21 protein-coding genes are annotated in these 26464 nt (G+C 23.5%); all 21 read right to left on the reverse strand.

Annotation, left to right across the window (positions count from 1 at the left end; translation table 11 throughout):
• Nucleotide 1: 1 nt before the first annotated feature.
• Entirely contained in the window at nt 2-613 is a 612-nt protein-coding gene (locus tag N3A58_05540; GenBank protein ID MCX8058857.1) for a hypothetical protein, read from the reverse strand.
• On the reverse strand, nt 610-1005 hold the full coding sequence (locus tag N3A58_05545; protein MCX8058858.1) for a hypothetical protein: 396 nt from the start codon (nt 1003-1005) through the stop codon (nt 610-612). The genes N3A58_05540 and N3A58_05545 overlap by 4 nt, the downstream gene beginning before the upstream one ends.
• A 1-nt stretch (nt 1006) precedes the next feature.
• Nucleotides 1007-2971 carry a FapA family protein gene (locus N3A58_05550; GenBank protein ID MCX8058859.1) on the reverse strand — a complete coding sequence of 655 codons (1965 nt, stop codon included), beginning with the start codon at nt 2969-2971 and terminating at the stop codon, nt 1007-1009.
• 46 nt (nt 2972-3017) lie between these two features.
• On the reverse strand, nt 3018-3830 hold the full coding sequence (gene whiG, locus N3A58_05555; GenBank protein MCX8058860.1) for an RNA polymerase sigma factor WhiG: 813 nt from the start codon (nt 3828-3830) through the stop codon (nt 3018-3020).
• Between the two features lie 29 nt (nt 3831-3859).
• Nucleotides 3860-4951 carry a DUF4899 domain-containing protein gene (locus tag N3A58_05560; protein ID MCX8058861.1) on the reverse strand — a complete coding sequence of 364 codons (1092 nt, stop codon included), beginning with the start codon at nt 4949-4951 and terminating at the stop codon, nt 3860-3862.
• 1 nt (nt 4952) lies between these two features.
• Complete coding sequence (locus N3A58_05565; GenBank protein MCX8058862.1) at nt 4953-5720, reverse strand: hypothetical protein; 768 nt, start codon at nt 5718-5720, stop codon at nt 4953-4955.
• A gap of 177 nt (nt 5721-5897) precedes the next feature.
• Nucleotides 5898-6755, reverse strand: a complete 858-nt coding sequence (locus N3A58_05570; GenBank protein MCX8058863.1) for a MinD/ParA family protein — start codon at nt 6753-6755, stop codon at nt 5898-5900.
• Complete coding sequence (locus tag N3A58_05575; GenBank protein ID MCX8058864.1) at nt 6748-8097, reverse strand: AAA family ATPase; 1350 nt, start codon at nt 8095-8097, stop codon at nt 6748-6750. Before N3A58_05575 ends, N3A58_05570 begins: the two co-directional genes overlap by 8 nt.
• Nucleotides 8098-8237: 140 nt before the next feature.
• The gene (gene flhA / locus N3A58_05580) at nt 8238-10307 is read right to left on the reverse strand and encodes a flagellar biosynthesis protein FlhA (GenBank protein MCX8058865.1); all 2070 of its coding nucleotides are present in this window, start codon (nt 10305-10307) and stop codon (nt 8238-8240) included.
• A 58-nt stretch (nt 10308-10365) separates the two neighbouring features.
• On the reverse strand, nt 10366-11502 hold the full coding sequence (locus N3A58_05585) for an EscU/YscU/HrcU family type III secretion system export apparatus switch protein (GenBank protein MCX8058866.1): 1137 nt from the start codon (nt 11500-11502) through the stop codon (nt 10366-10368).
• Nucleotides 11481-12263 carry a flagellar biosynthetic protein FliR gene (gene fliR, locus N3A58_05590; protein ID MCX8058867.1) on the reverse strand — a complete coding sequence of 261 codons (783 nt, stop codon included), beginning with the start codon at nt 12261-12263 and terminating at the stop codon, nt 11481-11483. Before fliR ends, N3A58_05585 begins: the two co-directional genes overlap by 22 nt.
• A gap of 46 nt (nt 12264-12309) precedes the next feature.
• On the reverse strand, nt 12310-12579 hold the full coding sequence (fliQ, locus tag N3A58_05595) for a flagellar biosynthesis protein FliQ (protein ID MCX8058868.1): 270 nt from the start codon (nt 12577-12579) through the stop codon (nt 12310-12312).
• A gap of 82 nt (nt 12580-12661) precedes the next feature.
• Complete coding sequence (fliP, locus tag N3A58_05600) at nt 12662-13516, reverse strand: flagellar type III secretion system pore protein FliP (protein ID MCX8058869.1); 855 nt, start codon at nt 13514-13516, stop codon at nt 12662-12664.
• Between the two features lie 162 nt (nt 13517-13678).
• Nucleotides 13679-14935, reverse strand: coding sequence for a response regulator (locus N3A58_05605; GenBank protein ID MCX8058870.1), 1257 nt, complete (start codon nt 14933-14935; stop codon nt 13679-13681).
• A 61-nt stretch (nt 14936-14996) separates the two neighbouring features.
• A complete protein-coding gene (locus N3A58_05610; protein MCX8058871.1) occupies nt 14997-16331 on the reverse strand; it encodes an ATP-dependent 6-phosphofructokinase in 1335 nt (444 codons plus the stop codon).
• 107 nt (nt 16332-16438) lie between these two features.
• The gene (locus N3A58_05615; protein MCX8058872.1) at nt 16439-17341 is read right to left on the reverse strand and encodes a YitT family protein; all 903 of its coding nucleotides are present in this window, start codon (nt 17339-17341) and stop codon (nt 16439-16441) included.
• A gap of 187 nt (nt 17342-17528) precedes the next feature.
• The gene (locus N3A58_05620; protein MCX8058873.1) at nt 17529-19028 is read right to left on the reverse strand and encodes a hypothetical protein; all 1500 of its coding nucleotides are present in this window, start codon (nt 19026-19028) and stop codon (nt 17529-17531) included.
• 37 nt (nt 19029-19065) lie between these two features.
• Nucleotides 19066-19833 carry a hypothetical protein gene (locus N3A58_05625; GenBank protein MCX8058874.1) on the reverse strand — a complete coding sequence of 256 codons (768 nt, stop codon included), beginning with the start codon at nt 19831-19833 and terminating at the stop codon, nt 19066-19068.
• Nucleotides 19834-19847: 14 nt separating this feature from the next.
• Complete coding sequence (recJ, locus tag N3A58_05630; protein MCX8058875.1) at nt 19848-22055, reverse strand: single-stranded-DNA-specific exonuclease RecJ; 2208 nt, start codon at nt 22053-22055, stop codon at nt 19848-19850.
• Between the two features lie 41 nt (nt 22056-22096).
• On the reverse strand, nt 22097-24187 hold the full coding sequence (locus N3A58_05635; protein ID MCX8058876.1) for a methyl-accepting chemotaxis protein: 2091 nt from the start codon (nt 24185-24187) through the stop codon (nt 22097-22099).
• A gap of 107 nt (nt 24188-24294) precedes the next feature.
• Nucleotides 24295-26388, reverse strand: a complete 2094-nt coding sequence (locus tag N3A58_05640; GenBank protein ID MCX8058877.1) for a methyl-accepting chemotaxis protein — start codon at nt 26386-26388, stop codon at nt 24295-24297.
• Nucleotides 26389-26464: the final 76 nt, after the last annotated feature.

A 26464-nucleotide genomic window follows, 5' to 3' on the forward strand; every position in this document is an offset into this window, starting at 1 on the left:
CTTATCTTCCCTTTTTTAATTTTATAATATTGTATAATAGCTTAATTTCTCCAACTGGTTTATCTAACAATTCAGCGATTTCTTCAAATGATTTACCTAATTTTATTAAAGCATTAACTTCATTTTCTAATTCTATTTTATTATTATCACTATACTTTTTATTTTCTACTTTAGTACCATTTTTAATATAATCTTTACTTCTTCTTTCATTATTATCGAGAAAATTTAAAACCTCATTATTAACTGTTTCCTCTACCTTAAAAAGAGTGTTTTCTTCTAATCCATTTTTCTCATCAAGAATTTCATTTTGCTTTTTTTCTATATTCAAGTCCCAATTTTTTATTTTATTATTATCTAATAAGTTAATAAGGTTAACTTTTTCTGCTTGATTTATAATATTTTTTAGCTCTTTCTCTTTTAATTCAATATTTTTTATCATATCTTCTAAGATTTCTATATACTCATTTGCTTTATTAGAAAATGCCTCAGTTATATCTCTAATTTCCTCAATAATATCAGATTTTAAATACTCTTTTCTTATTTTATTAATTTGATTATAAATTATAAGATAAAAAATTAGTAGAAATATTATCATTATTAAAACATATGTCATATCTTTTTATCTATTATATGCATTTCTTCAGATTTACCATCAAAAAACTTTTCTTTTAATCTATTTTTTATTTCATTTTCAATAAATTTATCTTTATCTTTCCTATTATCTTTATATCCTTCATTTTCATTATCTTTTTTCTCTTTATTCTCTCTTTGCTTACCATTTTTACCATAAGCATTTTCATTTAACAATTTTGAAATTCTATTTTCATAATCAATTATTTTCTCAATCTTTGTAACTTTATCCTTTATTTTATTTATTTGTTCATTTATATTTTCATTTTTAATCTGTTCATTTATTGCTTTTTGAGCAGAAAAATGGCTTATATTTTTGCTTAAATCTTCAATTCTTAAATAAACATTTTGAAAATCAATTGGTCGAATTGGCATTTTAGAGCTTTCCTCTTAAAGACAACATTCTTTTATCAAACAATCTTCTATCAACAGCAGGAGGTTCATAAGGCCCAATCATTACATTATTGTCTTTTTCATAAAATGTTCCAGATCTTAATTCCTGTTCTGCTTTATATTCAGCATTTTTAGTTTTTATTAAAACATTTGGATAACAAATGGATTTAAAACAAACTTTTCCACCTATATCCATCTCTCTTATTTTCTGAATAATTTCTTTTAAATTATCATTTAAATTTATTAAAATTTCATTTAACTCTTTTAATCTTTCGATTTTCTCTTTATATATATTTTGTTTTTCTTCATTCCATTTAGATCTATTTTTTCTTAAATCTTCAAGAGTTGATATATCAAGCTTAATATTAGATATTTCCTCTTCTAGTTTAACTTTTTCATCCATAATTTTTTCATATTCCCTTCTTAATTCAGGTAATATTCCTACCTCTATTATTGTATCAGAATAAGATATATTTCCAAGTGTTTTACAGTTAACTTCAACTCCACACCTTATTACTCCTCCATAGAGTTGAGCTCTCCTTCCAAATAAAACAACACACTCATTTGCATCTATAATAGAATGACCAATATGGTCATCAACTATTACAAATTTCCCAGCTGAAACTTTTGCACTTTCAATAAATTTTGCAAATACACTACCCTCAGTTATTATTTCTGCTTCTTCTTGTCCGTGTATACCTTCAGCTATATAAATATCAGAATCGGAAATAAGTGTGCATTTACCTACTGAACCTCTAACTTCTATTGTTCCTTTACATTTTATAGAAAAACCATCCATTACTGAACCATGAACTACTACAGAACCTACAAAAACAATGTTTCCAACTTTAATATCAACATCTCCTTGAATATGTTTAACAGGTTCTACACAAATCTTATTACCTTTTTTGATAACTTGGCCATCTATAGCAGCTCTTAATTGTAAACCATCAGGGCTTAGTATAGTATTTTCACCTGCTGGAATCTGCTTATCTTGACCAGGTCTTGCCGGCATAATTTTTCCTGTAACAGTATAACCTGCTTCACCTTCAGAAAAAGGTATTTTTTCAACAAGTAGATCGTTTTTTAGCACATTTTGGATTTTTTTATTTATAAGTTTAAAATCAAATTTCCCTTTCTCTATTATTTCTCTATAAGTATTTGTATCACTATTTATATCAAAATGATATTTAAATTGAGCATTTTCTCCATTTATAGGTTTTTTACCTTTAGCAACAATAACATCCTGATAATAAATTTTTTCATCTACCAATTTTTCTATCTCTTCTTTAATTATTCCCTCAACAACTCCATTATTCTTCAATCCTTCAAGTATCTCTTCAGCACTTAATTCAAAACCTCTAGCTTTGGGAGGGAACATTATTACAGAAGCACTCATTTCATCATGTGAAACTTTTATTTGAAATGTTGCAGAAGCTTCATATAAACCATTATATTCGCCAACAACAACATATTCTCCTTTTGCCTCTTCAACCACTTTTCTAATTATTTTTTCATTATAATTTGTTAAATTTTTCGTTTTGATGATATCAATAACCTCATTAAATTTGATAACCTTTCCACCTTTTGCTTTTGGTGGTGTAACTTTAAGTAAAACACCACTTTTACTCAATATTATACTGAATTTACCATCGGGATCAAGAATTTCTTCTACTTTTATTTCTTTAGAAGATAAATCTAACTCTTCAACTCTCTCTTCTATAACTTTTGAAACTTTATAAATCAATATTTTATAAGGTTTTTTATTTAATCCTAAAAAGCCAGTGGAACCATAGTTTATAATTTCATATTCAACTTCGTTTAAAGAAGCGTGTAATTTTTTGCAACCTTCCGATATTGCTTTTTCAAGAGAATAAGCTTCAATAATAATTTTCTTTGATTTCTCTGTAAAATTTAATGTTCTTAATAATTCTTTAAGCTTATCCATAATCTTTCCAATCTATTTGATATAATCAATAATATAAACTAAAATATTATTCTTTATTTTTATCAAGTTCTTTCTCTAAATTAACATTCATATTTAAAAATTTTGCAACTTTTGATCTTAATCTAATAATAGCTTTGGTATGTAATTGAGACACTCTAGACTCAGTTATATCAAGAACTTCTCCTATCTCTTTCAATGTTAATTCTTCATAATAATAAAGTATTAAAACTTTTTTTTCTTTATCTGGCAACTCTTTAATAGCATCAGCAAGCAAATTTGTAATTTCTGTTTTTTCTACTATTCTTTCAGGATTTTTAACTTCAGGAGATTCAACAGTATTGATAAATTCAATAGGTTCTCCATCCCCACTTTGCTTTGAATATAAATCAGATAGAGAAAGTAAAGTTGTTCCATTTGCATCAGTATACCATTTTTGTAATTCTTCATAAGAAATATTTAATTTATTTGCTATTTCTTCATCAGATGGAGGTCTTCCTAATTCTTCTTCCAATTTACTTATAGTTGATTCCAACTGTTTTGTCTTCTGTCTAATTGTTCTTGGAATCCAGTCTAAATTTCTTAATTCATCGTAAATAGAACCCATAATTCTTGTTGTAGCATAAGTATTAAACTTTATCTTTTTAGATGGATCATATTTTTCAATAGCATCAAGTAATCCAATTGTTCCAAATCCTAATAAATCATCAAATTCAACTGCTCCTTTAATTTTATATGAAATTTTACCTGCTATATGCTTTACAAGAGGTGCATACTTTATCACAAAATATTCTCTAATTTTTTCATTTCCAGTATTTTTATACTCAAGCCATAATTCTTCTTCAGTTTTATTTTCAAACACTATACCCCTCCTATGTGAAAAAATAAAGTTTAACTTAAAAGGATTAAAATAACCAAAGCAATAATCAAAATAATAATAGCAATAAAAATAAAGCCTGTTGATAAATTTAGCCCTCTTGATTTAATATTTTTTGTAGGTTTATTAATTTTTGAATAATCAATATTAGCATATTCTCCATCAACTTTTATATCAGTACCACATATTAATTTTCCTGTTATTCCTGGCCCAAATTCAACTATTATTTTGTATAAATCATCATCAAGTTTTTCTTTTGATAAAATTTTAGCAAGTATTGGTTGAAAATTCCCATTCTCATCTATACCATTCATTAATTTAGTTAAAAAAGTTGCTATTTCTCTTTGATCAATTATTTTAACCTTTATAGAGTCTCCAACATTAAAAAGACTAATACTTGACCCCCTAACTGGAGAATAAAATGGTTCACATTCAAGTTGGATAATATTTATTCCTTTAGTATCATTAGATATATTATTTTTATTTTTTTCATCTGAATTTTCTGATAAATCTTCACGTTCTATTTCCTCATCAAAATATTTATTCTTACATTTAATCATACTAAAAATATCAATATTTTGTAAGTCAATTTTAACAATAACATTTGTTTCACCAAAGAATTTCTCAAAAATATTAGTAAAAAGAATAATTTGTTTTTCTTCAAATTTTTTATCGCTCATATATTTTATATCATCATAAATTTTAAAGTTTCCATTTTTCACATAACTTTTAATAAATTCAAATAGTTCAGTCTCCATTTTATTTTCATGCAACAAGGAGAGTCTTAAATTTTCTATAGTTTCAATAACATTTTGATAATCATCTTTAATATTAATATTAAATGCAGAAGCATCTTTTGTTATCAAAATAAAAGAGCTATCCTCTATATTACATATTTTCCTATTATAAAATAGAACCATATCAACATAAATATTATTTAAATTACATGAAGCTTTCAATTTAATTACAGCAATATCCTTATCTATTGAATCTATTATCTTCAATGCTGCTTCTTCATCTCCACCAGTAAAAATTAGTAAAAGTTTTGCAAATTTTTTGTCTATATTTCTCTTATTAACCAGTGAATCAATCTTTGATTCCTCCATATTAATCCTCTTTGTCCTCCATCATCATATTTTTAATAACCTTTGCAATTTTCTCTGGTTTATTTTCTATTTTCTTTTTATTTTTTAAATAAATATAATCCTGATCAATAGATTCTATATCACTATTAACAATAGAAGAAGAGGAAGTAGAACTTATTAATGTTTTTTCTGAATCACCAATAGATACCTCCTTTAAATCATCATCAGAATGGATAATTTTTGGTTCATTTAAATTAATATTATTATCTATTATTACTTTATTTTCTTTAACTTCCCCCTCAAGTGAAGTTATTTCATCTTTATCAGGAAAATTTTTATATTCAAAAGATCTGAAATTATTAGATTCATCAATAATATCTTCTTGATTTTCTTGTTTCTCCAAACTACTAAAAATTGAAGAATAATTTATATCTTCTTCTTCTTCTTTAACATCTTCCTCTAATTTGCTTTTCTCAACAATATCTTCCTTATCTATCTTATTGTCTTCAAAATTACTTCTCAAGTAATCTTCAAAATTTAAGTTAGAATTTTCTGGATTTTCCTCCTTCTTTTTAATATTTATAGCTACATTATTATCAAATGTATCAATAGATATATTTTTATCAATAAAAATAGCTAGAATTATACCAAAAATAGACATTATTATTGTTGAAAATATTGTTCTAATAATAAGTTTAATAAAAGAAACTCCTACAATTAAAGAAGGGAAGAAACTAAAAATAAATCCTATTGTTGTAAAAAATATTATTATATAAATTGTTTTTTTCATAATTCTTTTATAAAACTAAATATTTATTTATTTTCTATAATTTTAAAATAAAAAATAAAAAATTAAACATTTTTATATTTTTTTTATTTAAATAAATTACCGTATGGCAAAATTAATAGCAGGTTTAAATTTTTCAAAAATTAAAATTAAATTTTTTTATTAATAATTATTATAGATTTAACTTACATTTGAATAATTAAAAAATTTTTTTATAAATCCTACAATCCCTTTACCTTCAACATTATTTATATGTTCCAGTTGAGAAACAACATGATATATAGAAAGGGAAGCTTTTGATTTAGGATTAAGAACAAGAAATGGTTTTTGCAGTTTTACAGCTTTTTCAACAATTTCATCATCCATAATGTAACCTAAATTTTCAACTTTTATCGATAAGAATTGAAAAGCAATATTTATAATTCTTTCTGCAACTTTTTTCCCTTCTGCTATAGTTTTACATTTATTTATTACAAGCTTAATTACTATATCTTTATCGAGAGCATATATAGATTTTATAATACCATAAGCATCAGTAATAGCAGTTGTTTCTGGTGTTGTTACTATTATTGTTTCATCTGAAGCAACTATAAAAGATAAAACATTATTAGAAACACCAGCACCTGTATCAATTATTATTATATCAGCAAAGTTAAGTTCTGATAGTGATTCTATAAAATTTTCTCTTTCATCATCAGGAAGATTTGCAAGTTCTGAAAAACCAGAAGCACCAGCAATTATTTTTATCCCATATTTCGTATCAAGAACTATCTCTTTCATTGTCTTTTTTCTTTTTACAACATGGTAAAGGTTATATTTTGGTATTATTCCAAGTATTACATTAACATTTGCAAGACCAAGATCAGCATCCATCACCAGAACATTTTTCCCATATTGAGCATAAGCTATAGCCAAGTTAACAGCAAAATTAGTTTTGCCAACACCACCTTTTCCAGAAGCTACAGTAATAATCTTAGTTTTACCCTTCTTTTCTTTTTCTTCCATTACTTTTCTTAATTTTTCAGCTTGATCAATCATAAATCCTTTCCCCCTGAAATAAAATATCCATAATTTTCTTTTTATCAGGAACAATTAATGTTTCCAATATATCTTGTCCATTTGTTAAAAAAGAAATAGGCAAATTAAATTTCCACAATGCAGAAACAACTTGCCCTAATGTATTTGTTTCATCAAGTTTTGTAACAATTATCGAATCATAATTTATAAATTTAAATCTTTCTATTATATCTATAATATCGGAATATTTTGTTGTTGCAGAAATAGTTAAAAATATTTTTAATTTCTTTTTTTTAATATCAAGTCTATCTTTAATAATTGCAAGGTGATGATTATCCTTTTGAGAAGTTCCGAGTGTATCAACAAAAATTAAATCTGTATCATCAACTATATTTTTTATTAAGTCATCTTTATTCCTTATTATTTCGCATTTTGTTTTTAAAATCTCAGCATAATTGTTTAAATGATCAACAGCTCCTATTTTATATTGATCAATAGTTAAAAATTTTATGTTCATATCCTTATAAACTCTATACTGAGAAGCTAATTTTACAAGAGTTGTCGTTTTTCCCACACCAGTAGGACCTATTAAAACAATTACATCTCCTTTTTCAAAAGTATTACAACAAATATTAATGTTGTTTTCAATTTCTTCATACACTTTACTTTTTATCACTTCAATAGATTGTGATTCATTAAAAGAAAGAGAATTTCTAAACTTCTCTTTTAAATGATTAATATAATCTTTTGAAAAATCAAAATTAGAAAGAGAATCACAAAATTTATCAATTAATGAAACTCCTTTTTCTTCTAATAAATTAATTTTATTAGTATTTTGAATAATCATTTGAATCTTATTTTCTATATCATTTAATTTTAAGCTAAAAAAATCTTTTAATTCGTTTACTTTTATATCATTTTGATATGTATTCAATATTGAAGATTTATTATCATAAGTGTTAATATTATTATTTAATAATTTAGATTTCTCTTCTATTATATTTTTTACATGTTTATAAAGAATAAGCTTTTGAGATATATTATCTTTATTCTGAGTATATTTAGAATTTATTTTACTAGTATTTTTATCTTCTTCTTTAATCTCTTTTTCATTTACTTCTTCAAATAAGCTATTTTGAGAATCATTTATAGCTGCTTTTTTTCTTTTATAATATCCCCTATTTATTGATTTATTATAAACTTCATCCTCAATACCAACAACAACTGAAAAATATTTTTTCTTCTTTAAAAGCCCTTTCTCTTTTTGTTCAACATTTAATATTAAAACCTCATCACCATATTGAGTTTTTAAAGTATTTTGAATCTTTTTTAAATCCTCTCCTTCAAAAGTTAAGTATCTCATAAAAACCTCATTTCATAAGTTATTAAGCCTGTTTTAATAAAGTAATTAACTCTTTTACACTCTTTTAAAATCAATAATGATAAATTTATATATTAATTATTTTTTATATTTTTTATAATATTACATTATTTTAATTTTTCTCAATCTATTTTTATAACATCAATAACTTCAATTTTATAATTTTTTGATAACTCATCAAAAGATAAAAAAACTGCTTTAGGAATAATAGAAGAAAAGAGATTTCTTAAATGTCTTCTTAATCTATTAGATACAACAACAATAAAATATTCATATCCTTTCTTATATACTTCTGCTTCTTTCTCAACAAAAACATTTATCAATTTGTTTAAATATTCTGGATTTATTGAAGTTACACCTGTTTTATCAATCTTTTCAAACTCTGAAGCAAGATAATTTTCAAGCTTTGCATCAAGTTGAACTATATATAAATATCCTTTAGAATCAGCATATTTTGCACATATTTGATTTTTAAGTTTTTGCCTTATAAATTCTACAATAATATCCGGATTATGGAAATAAGAAGTATTATCAGATATTGTTTCAAAAATTGTAGTTATATTTCTAATAGATACTTTCTCAAGAAGTAATTTCTGTAAAATTTTCTGAATTACACCATAGTATTTTTTATCATCTATTTCAGAAACCAAAGTAGGATACATTTCTTTTACTGAATCAATAATTTTTTTAACTTCTTCTCTTCCCAACAAAGAATCAACATTTTGAATTATTACTTCAGTTAAATGAGTTATAATAACTGTTGAGCTATCTATAACAGTATATCCAAGAGATTCTGCATAATTTTTATCTTTAGGATCTATCCAAATAGAAGGAAGTCCATAAGCTGGTTCTGCTATTATCTTGCCTTCAATTTGTTCACTTACAGTTCCAGGATTAATAGCAAGAAGTTTATCAGGGTATACTTCAAAAGTTGCTGCTTCTACACCATTAATCTTAATCATATATTGATTTGGATCTAGTTTTAAAGAATCTCTAACAGAAATTGTAGGAACAATCATACCATAATCATAAGCAATTTGCTTCCTTACATTTACTATTCTATCAAAAAGATCTCCACCTTGAGATTTATCAACAAGAGGTATTAAGGAATAACCAATTTCTAAAGCAATTGGGTCAACAGGAATTATTCTATCAATGGTTGTTGGCTTCTCTTTCTCTTTTTCTTTTTCCTCTTTTTCTTTAATAGAAACAGCTTCCTCTTTTTTACCTAAAAAATATGCAAATGCCCCAAACATCAATGCAAGCAATAATACTGCTAACTTTGGAAATCCAGGCAAAAAAGCAAAAAATAGCATAATTCCACTTATTATCCATAATGGCTTATATTGTTTTTTAATCTGATCAAAAAAGTCAATACCCAAGGTATTATTCGCAGACGATCTTGTCATAATGATTCCAGCAGCAGTTGAGTTTAAAATAGATGGAATTTGAGAAACAAGTCCATCACCAACAGTAAAAAGAAGAAATGTATTAACAGCAGATGTAATATCCATATTAAATTTAAATATTCCAATTAAAATTCCTCCAATAGAGTTAATAAAAGTTATCAAAATACCAACAATAACATCTCCAGAAATAAATTTAGAAGCACCATCCATATCACCATAAAAATCAGCTTCTCTTTGTAACTCTAGCCTTCTTCTTATAGCTTCTTGCTCTGTTATTATCCCAGCAGCTAGATCAGAATCGATTGACATCTGTTTACCAGGAAGAGAATCAAGAGCAAATCTTGCAGCTACTTCTGATACCCTTGTGGTTCCTTTTGTAATAACAATATATTGAACAGCTATCAATATAATGAATATAATAATTCCTACAATGTAATTACCAGCAACTACAAAATTACCAAAACTTTTAACAAGTTGACCATTAAATTGGGGACCTTTTATCAAAATAAGTCTTGTTGATGAAACATTTATAGCTAATCTAAAAAGAGTCAAAATAAGTAAAAGTGATGGAAAAATAGATAAATCAAGTGGACTTTTCGAAAATATAACCAAAATCATTACTAAAAGACCTGTTGAAATAGATAAACTCATCATAAAATCAAGGACAAAACCACTTACTGGAATAATCAACATCATTATAGTCACTATCACAAATATAACTATTATTAAATCTGGAGATTTGGCAAAGCGAGCTATATTTGCAATTTTAAAAGTATCTGCCATAATCCCTACCTTCTTTGATTATATTAAATAAATTATAAATTAATTTAATTAAGCTAATTTATTCAAATATTTTACTAAAATTTTTACTTTTCTTTTCTTTATAAACAACTTCAAAAACTTTTACCATTATTTCATAAAGATCATAAGGAATATAGTCTCCAATATCAAGTCTCTTATATAACTCTCTAGCCAAAGGTTTATTTTCATAAATATAAATATCATACTCAATAGCTATCTCTTTGATTCTCTTCGCCCAAAGATCTTCTCCTTTAGCAACAACTTTAGGTGCTATATCTATCCCATATTCGTACTTCAATGCAACCGCAATATGTGTTGGGTTTGTAATTACTACATCTGCAGTTTTAACTTCTTCGAGGGATTTTCTTTTCATTATTTCTCTTCTTCTTTTATTTCTTGCTTGTTTTATTTCAGGTCTTCCCTCTTGCTCATATATTTCCTGTTTTAGTTCATATCGAGACATTTTTAATGCTTCTATATACTCTCTTCTCTGAAAAAAATAATCAAGAATTGCTAAAATCAATATTATAACAGCTATTCTTAAAACTGTATCTCTCAAGATAATATAAAATAGTTCAAGAGTTGTCTGAATGCTATTCTGAGAAGATTGGAGTATCTTAAAGATAGAAGAATTCATTATAGACAAAAATATAGCAAAAGAACCAAAAACAACTACAAAAGATTTTAAAAAATTTACAAAACCTCTTAAACCAAAAATTTGCTTAAAGTATCTGCTAAAATTTGGTAATATTTTTTTTAAATCAGGAACAATTGCCTTAGGAAAAAAGAAAAATCCCACTTGGAAATAATTGGAAAGTATTGCTAAAATAATAGAAATTAAAGCAAAAGGTCCAAAAAAATATAAGCTTCTAATAAGACCAAACTTAAATAAAGCTCCAAAATTTCCAATGGTTATCTCTACATTTTCTTGAAGATAATAATAAAAAATATCTAAAATGTACTTTCCACTCCATTTTATTAAATAAATTAGAGATATAAGAGTCCCAAATGTCACAAAAAAAGAAACAATATCCTGTGACTTTAATATTAATCCTTCCTCTTCTCGAGCTTTTCTCTTTTTAAACTCTGTTGGAAGTTCTGTTCTACCTTCATCCTCTGCAGCAAAAAATTGAAGATCAAATTTATAAATATAATTTATCCTAACAATTTCATCCATTTTATTATATTCTCAAATAAGTTATTAAATATATTTTTTGTTATTGAAAAGAAAAATGGAAGATACATAAAAATGAGTAAAAAACCAACTATTACAGAAATATCTAAACCAATACTAAAAACATTTATTCTTGGAGCAAATTTAGAAATTATTCCAAGAACAATATTTACAAGTAAAAGACATACCATAATAGGTATTGCAATTTGTAATGCTATTAAAAAATATGTTAAAAAAAGTTCTTTAACATATGGAAAAATTTTTTCAACTTTTTGTGCAAAGTTAATTCTTCCAATATAATCAAATGATCTATATAATACTAATGTGGTATATTGTAATCCATTCATAGCTATAAAAACAAGAGTTGATAATAAATTGTAAAGCTGACCTATAACAGGAGATTCAATTTCTGAAAGAGGATCAAGAACTTCTGAAATACCTAATCCCATTTGAAATGAAAAAAATTGTGCTGCTAATTGAAATGCACTGAATATTATATTTAAAAATAATCCAATTGAAATACCAATAAAAAATTCATTTAATAATAGCAAAAAATATTCATAAAAATCCTTTGGAATGGAAGGATAACCTTTACCAGTTACAAGATAAAATATAGATGCAGACATAAAAAAAACTAAAGTTAAAATAAACTCCCTTGGAACTAATGTTGAAGAGAATATTGGGCTTGATATTGTTATACCAAGTATTCTAATGAAAATAAGTAAAAAGACTGGAAAAATATCTCTAAAATAGAAAGGTACCATATCTATATAATTCTATAAACTTTTATTTAATAATTTTATAATAATATTATTTTATCATTTGAGGAAGTAAATTAAATATATAAATTGTATAATCCATAAGTTTCTTCAATATCCATGGGCCCATAAATATTAAAATAGCAAAAACAGCAACCAGTTTTGGTACAAAAGTTAAAGTTTGTTCTTGTATCTGGGTTGTTGCTTGTAAAATAGAAATTATAAGACCTACAAGCATTGAAGCAAGCAAAATCGGTGCAGAAATAATCAATAAGTTATAAAGTGAAACTCTCATTACATCTAAAAAATTTCCCATTGTCATTTTATTTTCCTAAATTTTTTAATTTGTTCTTTTAATTAAAAATTATTTATCATCTTTAAATATTTTAATTAACAACTCAATCTTACATCCTAAAAGACTTAACAAGGTTTCCAATAAGAAGATCCCATCCATTAACAAGAACAAAAATAATTATCTTAAATGGTAATGATATCATAACGGGAGGAAGCATGATCATACCCATAGACATAAGAGTTGCAGAAACCATCATATCAATAAGGACAAAAGGAATCATTATTAAGATTCCCATATTAAATGCAGTTTTTAATTCTGAAAGAATAAAAGCTGGAATAAGTATATATGTTGGTAAATCAGCAAAAGTTGCAGGAGGGCCCTTTTTTGTAATATTAAGGAAAAGTCTTATATCATCGATCCTTGTTTGATTAAACATAAATATTCTTAGGGGTTCAATTCCTTTATTATAGAATTCTTGGAGATTTATCTTGCCATTCATATATGGAATAATTGCATTATTATTTATCTGTTGAAATGTTGGCATCATTATCATAAAAGTTAAAAAAAGGGCTAAACCAGCCATAACCTGCGATGGAGGCATCTGTTGAGTTCCTAACCCTCTTTTAAGAAAATCAAATACTATTATTAATCTAACATAAGAAGTTACAGAAATTATTATCGATGGAGCTAATGTTAACAGTGATACAAGAAGTAAAACTTCCAAAGAAAGAGCAACATCTCTGGGGGTTCTAGCTTGCCTTACATTTAAGTCAACAAAAGGGATTGGTATAGTACCTTCTTCTTGAGCATTTAAAGGAGAAAATATGGGCAAAATAATAAAAAATAAAATAAAAAAAGAAATTAAAAATGAAGAAGATTTAATAATTTTATTTATAAAAAATTTTAAGATAAGCAAAAGTTTATTTAATAAATAACAATGATTAAAAAGATTTTTATTTTGCATCCCCCTCCCCTTAATATTAACAGAAAAATAGAATTAATTTGAAGATAGATATTCAATTAAAATTTATTTCTTTTTTTTAATTTGTCAATATTTTTTGTTAAAAATTGTTATTTTAGTATTATTAAAAAATAAAATTTATAAAAAATTTAATGATAGAAAATTTTAGGTATTATTAAAAATAAGTTTAACTTTTGTTCCTTTATTTATTTCAGATTCAATAAATATTTTCCCTCCATAGTTTTTAACTAGAGTACTTGTTATATACAAACCAAGCCCTGTTCCTTCATCGCCTTTTGTTGAAAAAAAAGGTTCAAAAGCTCTGTTCAGTGTTTCTTCGTCCATTCCTATACCATCATCAACAATTTCAATGACATCAAAACTATTATCTCTGTAAGTTTTAATATTAATAGTACCTTTCTCTTTTATAGCCTGATAAGAATTTAATATTAAGTTTACAATTATTTGCTCAAAGTGGGCTTTATTAATTTTTATCTTACCAACATCTCCTTTTTCAAAATTTAACTTTGCCTTACTTTCAATAGTTTTTTTGACTATTGATATAACATTCTCAATAAGTTCATTTATATCAAAATAAGAAATTTTCTCTTCATCTTTTTTAGCAAAAGATCTAAAATTTTGAATAATTTCAATTATTTTTGAAATTCCTAATTGAGTGTTTTTTATAAGTTCTTTAAACTTTTCAATATTTTGATAAAAGTTCATCCCTTTAAAAGAAAAATTATTTAATATTTCACTGTCTTTTCCATATAATTTTTCAATAAAATTTATAAATGATTCTATAAAATTAAAATAATAGTTATAAAAAAGATCAATATTTCCTTTAATGTAAGTTATAGGAGTATTTATTTCATGAAGAATACTTGTTGTCATTATCCCCATCGAAATTAATCTATCTGAATGGATTAATTCAGCCATTTTTGATTTAATTTCAGCTTCTATTTTTAAATTAATAGATTTTAAATATTCCAAATTTTTCTTATATATCAATAAATTTTTAACTTTAATAGGTAAAACCACATTTAATAAATTAGTATCTAAAGGTTTAACGATATAGTCAAAAACTCCTTTTAAAAAAGCTTGATTAATATTTTCCGAATCCTCTAAAGCTGAAATAACAATAATAACTAGATTATCAAACAAATTATCATTTTTTAATCTTTCAATCAACTGAAAACCATCCATTTCAGGCATTATGATATCTAAAAAAACAATATCAATCTTTTCATTTTTAATACAATTGTAAGCTTCTATACCCGAACTAGCTTCTAAAACATCAATTTCTTTAAATAAATTTTTTAAGCTATTAATAAGAATATTTCTATTTATTACTTCATCATCAACTATAAGAATTTTTATATTCTCTAAAGATGTAACATTAAAATTATTAACAAAATCCATAAAAAGTATCCTTTTAAAAAAGACATTAAATTTTAATAAACTTCTATTTTTTCATTTAAAACTAATTATTTTTCAATTCTTCCTGTCCTGTAGATAATAATACAGATCTCCAAAGTGGACCTTTAGGATCAATCTTTTTTCTACCAAAATTAACAATTTCCATCGGAAGATGAACAAAGCTCTCATTCCATTTACCGATAATAAGTTTAGTTTTTCCAGCCATTGCAGCATGAACAGCATTTTCAGCTAAAAAACCACAATAAACAGAATCATTAGGACTTGCAGGTACAGACCTAATTATATAACTTGGATCAATATACTTAATATTAACTTCCATTTCTATTTTGTCAAAATATTGCTTTAATTTGTTTTTAAGATAAACCCCTATATCATTTAATATTCTGTTACCTGATGCATCATATTTAGCCTCTGCTCCTTCAAAAAATTTTTGTCCTGAACCTTCAGCAACAACTATTAATGCATGCCCTCTTTTCTTAAGTCTTTCTTCAACACTTTTAAAAAGTCCTTTAGGACCTTCTAAATCAAAATCAATTTCTGGAATAAGAACATAATTTACATCTTTTTGAGCTAGTGATGCTTGAGCTGCAATAAATCCTGAATCTCTTCCCATAACTTTAACTATTCCTATACCATTTGGAGCTCCTTTTGCTTCTGCATGAGCACATCTAATAGCTTCAACTGCAGATGAAAAAGCAGTTTCAAAGCCAAATGTTTTTGAAATAAATGGAATATCATTATCTATGGTTTTTGGAATACCTACCACAGAAATATTTAAACCTCTTTTCTCAATTTCTTCTACTATTTTAATAGCTCCTCTAATAGTACCATCCCCACCTATAGTAAAAAGAACATTTATTCCATAATATTCAAGAGCATCTACAATCTTTACAGCATCCGAATACCCCCTAGAAGAACCTAGAAAAGATCCTCCAAGATTATGAATATCTTGTACTACTGTTGGATTAAGTCTTATCGGACTAATTTTTTGATCCAAATTTAAACCTTTATAACCATATCTTATACCTATAATATCATAGACTTTATATTGATAATAAAGTTGCATTACTAATGATCTTATTACATTATTTAATCCTGGACATAGCCCACCACATGTTACAATTGCAGCAACAGTTTTTTCTGGTTCAAAATAGATTCTTTCTCTTGGACCAGCTTTCTCAAAAGTTATAATTGAATTAGAATTCTCTTTGATAACTTTTAATAACTCTTGATAATTTGTATTATAAATAATTCTATCATTGTCATCAACGAAATTAACATATTGAATAGGTGAAATATAAATTGGTTTACCTAGACTTTTTATTTTAAAATCTATTTTTGATAAATCAAATTGAATATTTTCAACTTCATGATTCATTTCAATTTCCCCCATAAATCAAAATTAATGCAAAAAATTCTATTTTATATAAATATTAAACCATTAATATGTTTTGTAAAAATATTTTTTATCTATTTTTTTCAATTTTATATTTTTTTAAATCCATAACCCAGGACATCATGCACTTCATTCACAATTATAAAAGCTTCTCTATCCATTTTCTTTACAAAATATTTTAACTTTTCAAGTTCTTTTAAATTAATAACTACATAAACTATTTTAAGCTCTTTTGAAGTAAAACCTCCTTCCCCATGTATAATAGTACAACCCCTATCTAATTCATTAAATATAAAACTCTTTATTTCTTCATATTTCTTTGAAATTATCATCACTCCTTTATTATAAGGTAAACCTTCTAGTACAATATCACAGACTTTTGAAGAAACAAATAAAGATAAGAATCCCCATAAAATAAGATTTCCATTTTTAAAAACAATTCCAACAAGAAAAATTATAAATGAATCAATAAACAAAAATGAAGTACCTGGTGAAATCCCAAGGTATTTTTTTAAAATTAGTGCAGGAATATCTGTTCCGCCAGTCGAACCATTAAACTTAAATACAAAACCAAGTCCTGCACCAAGTAATACTGATCCTGCAAGTACTCCAAGAAAATAATCACTTGTAAAAGAATAAGCTTTATCACCTATTTTATATAAAAATGGTAGAAAATAGTTTATTTTCAGTAAATTCATTGGAGAAAAAAGATCAGTAAATACAGATACAAAAAATATAGAAATAAGAGTTTTTATTCCAAACTCTTTTCCAAGAACTATAACTCCTATAATAAATAAGGGAATATTCATAATAAACATTGCAATACCTGGATTAATATTAAAAATATAATAGAAAAATTGAGATAAACCTCCAACACCTCCAGGAGATGCTTTAAAAGGTATTAAAAATATAGAGTAACCTATACCACATAATGCAGATCCAACTATAATTCCAAATAAATCTTTAAGAAAGTTTATAAACTTTCTATCCATAAAATTTATCCTTCTGTTTAGAGTTTAAGCTTAATTAAAAATTATATTTCAAACAAAAATGCAAACTAAAATAATTAGGGTTCAAAAAATACCTTTTTTAATATACCTAAAAAAATCTATCAAAAAAATTTAATTAATCAATTTTAGAGATCAATTTATAGATTATTTTTAATAAAATACTTTTACTTTATTGACTTCTTACAACTATTTCATCTGAGAAATCTGATTTTTGATAAACATAAGCATTATCAAGAGCTCTTACTGCAACATAATAATCTACATATGGTGGTAAAGTTAAAATTAAATAGTTCTCCTCAGTAAAAATAGGAGAAGGACCTTCTTTAGCATCATTTGAAACATAATATCTTGAACTTTTTCCATAGTAGACAAGATAACCTTTAATATCTGGCTCAATATTTTTATCCCAAATAATTTTAACTTGATTATTGCCTAAAATTTGATATCTTAAATTTTTTGGCTTTGCAGGAGGTAAATTTGGTTCTACTGAGTAAACAAAATCATATAATTGAGGTGTATAAGTTCCATTATATGAAGTATAAAAAACAAGTTTCCATTGAATATATTTCCCTATTAAAATAGTATCATTCCCAACAAGAACCCATGGTATTTTATAATCATCAGGAGAAAATACCTCTTCTGAACTTCTCGCAAATATATAAATTTTTGAATTATTTTCTTGAATGCCATCTATAATAAATTTTTTAAATTTTGAAGTATAATATTTATAATCTATAACTTTTGATATTAGTTCTCCTGGTTTTTCTATGTATTTACTTAGAGAAAATTCTTCATTATAAGAATTCGCAATATGAAATTCATCAAGGTTTCCAAATATATTATTTCCAATAATAAAATCATTTTTGATATATTCAGTAATCTTTCCATTTAGTAAAGTTCCATCCTCATACCCATTATTAGTAAGCCAATATATCTTTTCCTTCTTACCATTTTTCAAAAAAACCAATTTACCTGTAAAAGCATTGTATGAAATTGCTATATGTTGCCATTGAGCTATATCAAGATATATATTTGAATCTAATGTAAAAGATACAGGTTCCTCACCAATATAAAACAAATAAGCTATATCTAAAAAAATCTTGTTTTGTGAAATATATATTTTAAATCCTGCATAATCAATTTTATTATACTCTTTTATAAAACATGGGCCATAATATGATAGGATAATATTATTTTCGTAAATTGACTCTGGATAAAACCAGAAATCAATAGTAAAAGAAGATATATCTTTTCCAGAAGAAAAAATTGAATTTTTAGATGGAATTAATATTATTTTATGATTTTGTAATGAAAAATTTGCAGACGCTTTGCCATACTTCTTATTAATTCTGTCAGGAATATATGAAACATCTTTAACTCTATAATTTCCAATTATTTCAAATTCAAGTCGGTCTTCTTCATCAAAATGAATTATCAAGTCTGTATCTTCACTTTTTTCATAATAATTTTCTTTTAATCTATATGCTATCCTATTTTGATAAATAAATCTTTCTAAATTTCTAGCAATATAAACATTTGACCAATTATTTTCCTTCCCTTCTGAAATTATTCTATCAATAATTATAAATGATAAAAATAATATAAAAATCAAATAAAACAAAAAAACAAAATATTTAAAAATAAATTTTCTCTTTTTAATATTATTCATTCTAAATATTATCTATTTCAAATAATTATAATTTACTTTATTTTAGTTCATTTAAAAAATCAATAAACAAAATATATTCTTCTAATCTTTCAAAATTTTCTTCACCAACAACTAAATATGTTGATACTATTCTTAATAACTTAATATTAATTTCAAATTTTATTTTATTTTCTTTATCACTCTCCCCATTATCAATTTCGATAATTTCATTCTCTATTGTAATTTGTTCTAAGTCCTCCTCTTTAAACTGATTAAATTTATTTTCAAAATTTTCTGTAAAAAATGTAAATATCTTTATTCCTTTAAAAAATTTTTCTCCTTTTCTTTTAATTGATTCATAAAAAGAATTGTTATAATCAATTATATATCCTTCATTATCTATAATAATAATCGGTTGATTTATCATATCAATAAAAAATTTAACTTTCTTTTTTTCAAGAAAGATTCTCTCTTTTTTTAAATCATCAAACTTTTTCAAAATCTTCATAAAATAATTTAAATGTTTTCCTAAATCTCCAAACTCATCTCTCTCAGGAAATCTTTCTGACAAAATAATAGAATCCATATTTTGCATCTTTTTAAATTCTTCTATACATTTCTTGTAATGTTCCACACTTCTATATCTTATATAGTAATAGATTAATAATAATATAAAATCAAATAATAAGATATATAAACTTATATTTAAATATATAGAGCTATTTATTCCAATATAGGAAATATTTAGAAAAAAAAGAATAACTATTATAGAAGCACTTATGATAAAACAAAAAATATAAAACTCTGATTTTTTATAGAAATCCATAAAAGCCCCTTTTGTTATTCAAAAATAAAATCTAATATTTTTAGAAGATATGTTTCTTTTTTTTCATTATTTAATTTATTTTTTTGAAGTTGATATATTATTCCTTTAATATTTTCTTTTTTTAACTCTCCAATTTGCTCTCTAATATTAAAGAAAATACCATCAAATATTATATCTTCTTGAATTACTTTGAAGGAGGCAGAATTATTATTTCTGCCAAAGTATCTTATATTTTCAAGTTCTATAGGATAAGAATAAAATATAGGTTTTTGAAATTTTTCTCCAAAAGGCTCAAGTTGATTATACCATTTAAAAAAATTTTCATCAAATTCATCAAATGATATAAAACAATCATAAAAGTTATTTATCTTATAATCAATCTGTACATAATTTATTTCATTCTTTAATTCTTCTTTAAATTTATCATATAAATCAACCTTAATAGAAAAACCACATGCAGAATAATGCCCTCCAAAGTTTTCAAAATAATTTTTAAATCTATTTATAAACTCATAACCGTTTAAATATTCCATAGTTCTAAATGAACCAGAAATTTTATTTTTATTTATAATAATAACTATAACAGGTTTATTATAAAGATTAGCTAATCTTGAAGCAAGTAAACCTGAAAGTCCACTTTCAACATCGTTTACTTCAATAAAAATAATATTATCAATAGGCAATTTTATATTTTTATACTTATTAACAATCTCTTCTATCAATATTGTTCTTTTTAAGTTAAAATTTTTTAAATTCTCTAAGATATCTTTTACCTTATCTTTATCTTTATATAAAAATAAATCTATTAAAACTTCTCCCTTACCAAACCTTCCTGGTGAATTAAATAAAGGGCTTATTTTCCAGTTAATATCATCTGAATCAAAAGGATAAGATAAATTTTCTATTTCATTTACTAATAGATTAAAAACTTCAATTTTTTTTTCATTTAAACTATTTATACCACTACTTGTTATTATCCTATTTTCACCAATTAAAGGCATAATATCTGATATAGTTGCTATAGCAACATATGGAATAAGTTTATTTAAAAATCTTTCAATCTTACTATAATTTTCTCTTAATGCCACAAAAAAAAGATAGTATAATTTTTGTTCTTCAAAAAGATAGTCTTCCTTAAATATTTCTAAAATATTAATCTCTTTTTTAATAGTATAAAGATCATTAATATATTTTAACGATTTTTCTTTTTCTATATCTCTTTTTTTTATCAATTCATTAAAATAATTTTTCAAACTTTCATTAAAAAATATAAACTCAAAACCTTCATTAAGTTTATCCAAAAAAAAAGAGATAAGTTCTTCAAGATTAATTAATTGACCTATTTTGATAACTTCAGATTTTAATGCATCTTCAACATTTGTTAGATAATCTTTAATTTTTATATAATCATCAAAATTTAGAGTAAAACTATGTACTCTATCTATCTTAAGATTAACAATCTCAACTAAAAAAAAATTATACCAAAATTTCTTTTCACCTTTTATTTCATAAAGAACTTTTTTAACATTAAACAAAATGTATTTATTTGTATATACTCTAGTCACGGAAAAAAGAAGAGCTTCTATTAGTTTAAAAACTACTCCACAACCTGATAAAATTTCAAGAGAAGATATTTTTTCTACTCTTGGGTTCATTAACAAACAATTTTGTGGAAGTTTTTCTGGCGGATTATGGTGATCAGTTACTATTACTTCAATCCCTAAACTTCTTGCATAATTAATTTCTTCAACGGAAGAAATTCCATTATCTACGGTTATTATTAATTCAACTCCCTTTTCTTTAATCTGATTTATTTTTTTAATACTTAATCCATAAATATCCTCTTCATCTGGCATAAAAATCAAAGGATAACTCCCAAGAACAGATAATGTTTCTTTAAGTATATAAGAAGCTAAAACACCATCAATATCAGAATCTCCATATATTGCTATTTTTTTACCTTCATTTACAAAATATTTAATTTTTTCAATAATCTGCGTAATATTTCTAAAAATAAAAGGAGGATAAAGAAATTTGATATCTTTATTAAAAAATTTAAATAACTTTTCTTTACTATTAATATTTCTATTATAAAGAATTTTTAAAATTTTTTCAGGAATTTCAAGGTTTAAAGTCTCTATATCATCTAAAAACTTTTCAAAATTGTCATCATCATTTTTAAGTTCATACCAATTAATATTTTTAATTCCTTTTACTTCCATAAAATAAAATTTATAGATAAAAGAAATAAAATCAAGTAAAATCAAGTTAATAGATTTTCTGATGTTTCAGCAAGTTCGATTGCGATATCAGAGAAACTATTTATAAGTTTAGATAAATAATTAAATTTATCAAATAATCTATTACTTAATTCTCTATTATTTTTAACAACATCATAAAATTTATTAAAATTAATGTTAAAACTTTCAAAATTATTTTTCAATTCTTTACTTAAAACATTACCATTTTCAATTAAAATAATAATACTTTTAACATTTTCATTAATATTTGTTGACAAAATATTAGATTTTAATGCAAGATTTTTAACTTCATTTGCAACAACTTGGAACTCTTTAACAAAATCTCCTCCTCTTGAGGCTTCTATAGAAGCATTAAGTCCTAAAAGATTTGTTTGTTTAGATATATTTTCAATGTTTTCAGCAAAATCTTTAATATTTTTTAAGTTTACATATATTTGCTTAAATAATTCAAAAAACTCCATTAATTTCTTATCAATGTCATTTATCAAAGATATTTGATTTGCTATATTTTCTATTGATTTACCTTCATTTTCATAAACATAATTATTTGTAGTTATTATTTCTTCTAAATGAGCAGTAAATTGTGAAACAATACTTGATAATTCATTACTTAAGTCTTTTATCATTAGTGAATTTTTTTTGTAAATATTTGAATTTTCTTTTAATAATTCTGAGATAGATGTAATTTTTCCTATATATACTTCCATCTCTTTATTTTTATTATTTAAAAGTTTATTTTTTGCCGTTACATCTTTATAAATAGCTACTATTTCTATTAATAAATTTTTTGCTATTATGATAACCAAAAATTCAAACCCATATATCATAGTATAAAATTGAGGATATTTATCAGGCAAAGTAAAAACTAGTATATCATTTATCAACGAAAACATAAATAAAATAAGTGAAATCCTAAACTTTTTAAGATGTTCAAAGCTTTTTTTAAAGGAAAGATTCAAATAAAATATTATAAGATAAAAATAAGCTAAAAGACCTAATAATAATTCAAAATTATATATATTTTTTCTTAATCTATATTTATTAAAAAGTATAAGATCAATAACAAAACTGATGCAAAAAAATATTACTATTATTTTCATTACATTATTTAATTTAATATTAGAATACTCTTTTAAGAAGAAAAGAAGAAGGAGACCACATATATATAAACTTTTATAAATTATAAAGTAATTAAAACTTAAATAATCTATAGGTAAAAATATTAATATTTGATTTAATGAAAATATTCCAACTGAAAAAGAAAGCAGCGAGAAATATATTAAATCAAGTTTTTTTTCACTTAATCCAATAAATAAAAATACTATGAAAATCATTATTAAAAAAATCAATAAGAATTTTTTTAAATAAAAATTAAAAAAATTTAAAATAAATGCTTTATAATAAATAAGATCATAATGAGAAATTATTATTTCGTCAGTTAAACTCGCATTTGTCTTAACATATAAAACAATTTTTATATTTATTTTATTATTATTTGATAAATCAATAAGATAAAATGGAATCCTGTAATATTGATAATAATTAAAAGACGAAAAAATTATACCATTTCTTTTTCCAAATTCAGATATTTTAAAATCATTTATATATATTTCAGATGCATCTGAAAGTTTACCTATTGCTATTCCCAAATCAAAGTTTTCATTATTTAATTTTTCATTTTTATTTTTTATCACAAAATTTTTAATTTCATTTAAATCTAAATCTTTCTCTATTTCAAAAACACTATTTTTATATCCAGATAATGAAGAAAGATTAAAAGGAATATTAAAGTCTTTAGTAATGTCTGGTGTTTTATTTTTATAATCTATTGAAGGTTCATTCATTAAATAAACTTTAACCTTAAAATTATCCTTAATTTTATAAATCTCATAATCTCTTTTCAATTCAAAAAAATATGAGAAATAATTAAAAATAACACATATTATTAATACAAAAAAAAGTAATAGGGATATATAAATTAGAAATTTTAATTTTTTAGTTTCTTTAATTTTATTTATCAGACTTAATAAAAAAGTAGTTACAAGAATTTTTAAGTTTTTTTTCTTATTTAAATCTTTATCAATTTTACTCATAAATTTAAATTATTTAGCACTAAATTTAATTTTAATTAAATTTTGTTATATTTATTTTAATTTTAATTCTAATTTTATTTAATTTCTATATTAAAAAATTTTAATTGTTATTTTATCATTCTACTATTCTTCTCAGCAATTATAAAGAGGTCCTTAGAGTTTTCCTCTATATTTATAGAAATATTACTTATCTTAACAAGAGTTTCTATTAATTCATTTGTTGTCATTAAAAATTCTTTTAATGAAGAAGAATTATTCTTTAAAAATTCAAATAATTCACTGTAATTTAAATTAAAAATATTAAACTCATTTTCAAATTTATTAAGAGAATTAATAGAATTTTCTATTATATTTTCCATTAAAAATAATTTATCTTTAATTTCTTTTGAAAATTCAGATGATTTATTTGCAAGTTTTCTAATTTCATCAGAAACAACAGAAAAACCTTTTCCTTTTTCTTTTGCTTTTGAAGCTTCTATTGAAGAATTTAAAGATAATAGTGTTGTTTGCTCAACTATATTATCTATGGCTATTGTATTTTCAAGTATTAATTTATATTTAGTTTTAAGTTTATCGAAAATATCTCTTAGGCTAATAATTATCTTCTTTATGTTTTTTAATTTATTTTCAAGTTTTTGAGCTTCCTCAACAATTTCATTTTCCTTTACATTTATTATATTAATAAAATCATTAGCCTCTTTTAAATTTAAAAGAAAATCTTCATTGATACTTTTAAACTCCCTACTCAACTCTTTAAGCTTTGAAGATATTTTGTAATCCTTTTTAGCAATATTTGAAAGATTTTTAATATTAATAAAAAGTTCATTTCTCTTTTTAATCAAATCTCTCCTAAGATTATCAAGCTCCACTGAAAGAAGCTTTGAAGTATAAAAAGAATTTATGAGTAGAAAAATCATTTTTCTACCTAAAAGCAAAATAAATCCAATAAAACCATACACCATTAAATATTTTAAAGAAACAAATTCAGGATAAAATTTTTTAAGTACATCAGCAAATTGAAATGCTATCATATCATTTAAAAGACACAATACCAATATAGTCATAGCAAAAATGATATCTTTCAATTTAGAACTTTTATCTTTAATATATTCAAAAATATAATTAAAGTAAATATAAAGAAGAGCAGCAAATAAAATAAAGTTAAATATTTTATAAATATTTAATCTAATAAATCTATCATAGATAATTAAATCAATAAAAAACCCTATAGTGGCAAGAGTTATAAAAAATACAATTATTTTGTTATATTTTCTTTCCGTATAATCCTGGCAAAAAATTATTAGCATTATAAACAACAAATATAATGATTTATATTCAACAAGATAGTTAAAAAAAACTCTTTTTATAGGTAAAAAATCAAAAATATAAGTTATTGAAAATATTACCATTTCTAAGCTGAGTATAGAAAAGTAATAATAATATGTTAGATTTTGTTTCATTCCAAGATATAGAAAAATAAAACTAAAAATTAAAATAATAATTAATAATATAATTTTTAAGTCAATGTCAATAAAGTTATTAAGTTTAGCTACTCTTTCTATAAAATAATAATCCCCAATTAAAAATTTATCTTGAACCGACCCAGTTGGATTATAATAAACTATAATTTTAATTTCTATATTATTTATATTATTTAATCCATTTTTTAATAAATTGGGCAACTTTATATCTAAATTTTTATTCCAACAACTAAAATAGTACTTTCCTTTTTTGCCATATTCTGCAATTTTACTATTATTAATCCATATTTCAGCTGAATCAATAAGTTTACCTATAAATATACCAATAAATTGACTATCATTAAACTTTGTTAAAATATCTTTTTCTATAGTTTTTGTTATTACAGCTTTACCATTTATAACTTCTTTACCTACTTTCATTTTTGCAAAAGACTCAAAATAAACAGGAAGATTTGTATTAGACTCTACTATTAAATTAAAATCTGAATAATTATCATCTTTTGATTCAAAAATTTGTATCTTCCAATCTTGAGATATATCATAAACTTGTTTATTATAATTTTTATTTATAGAAATATACCCCTCTAACAAAAATAATATAGACAAAAATATTAATGCATAATAAATGATTAAAAATATTAAAAGCAAATTGTGAAAAAGATTTTTTGAATCAAAAAAAATATAAATTTGATTTTTAATATTATCTATAATTTTGTTCATTTATTAAAATATTTAATAAATATTATTAAAATCTTAAATTAAAATAGAACTTTTATAAAATATTTTAAATTAAAAA

Source organism: Spirochaetota bacterium (genome assembly GCA_026415295.1).
In the GTDB taxonomy this organism is placed as follows: domain Bacteria; phylum Spirochaetota; class JAAYUW01; order JAAYUW01; family JAOAHJ01; genus JAOAHJ01.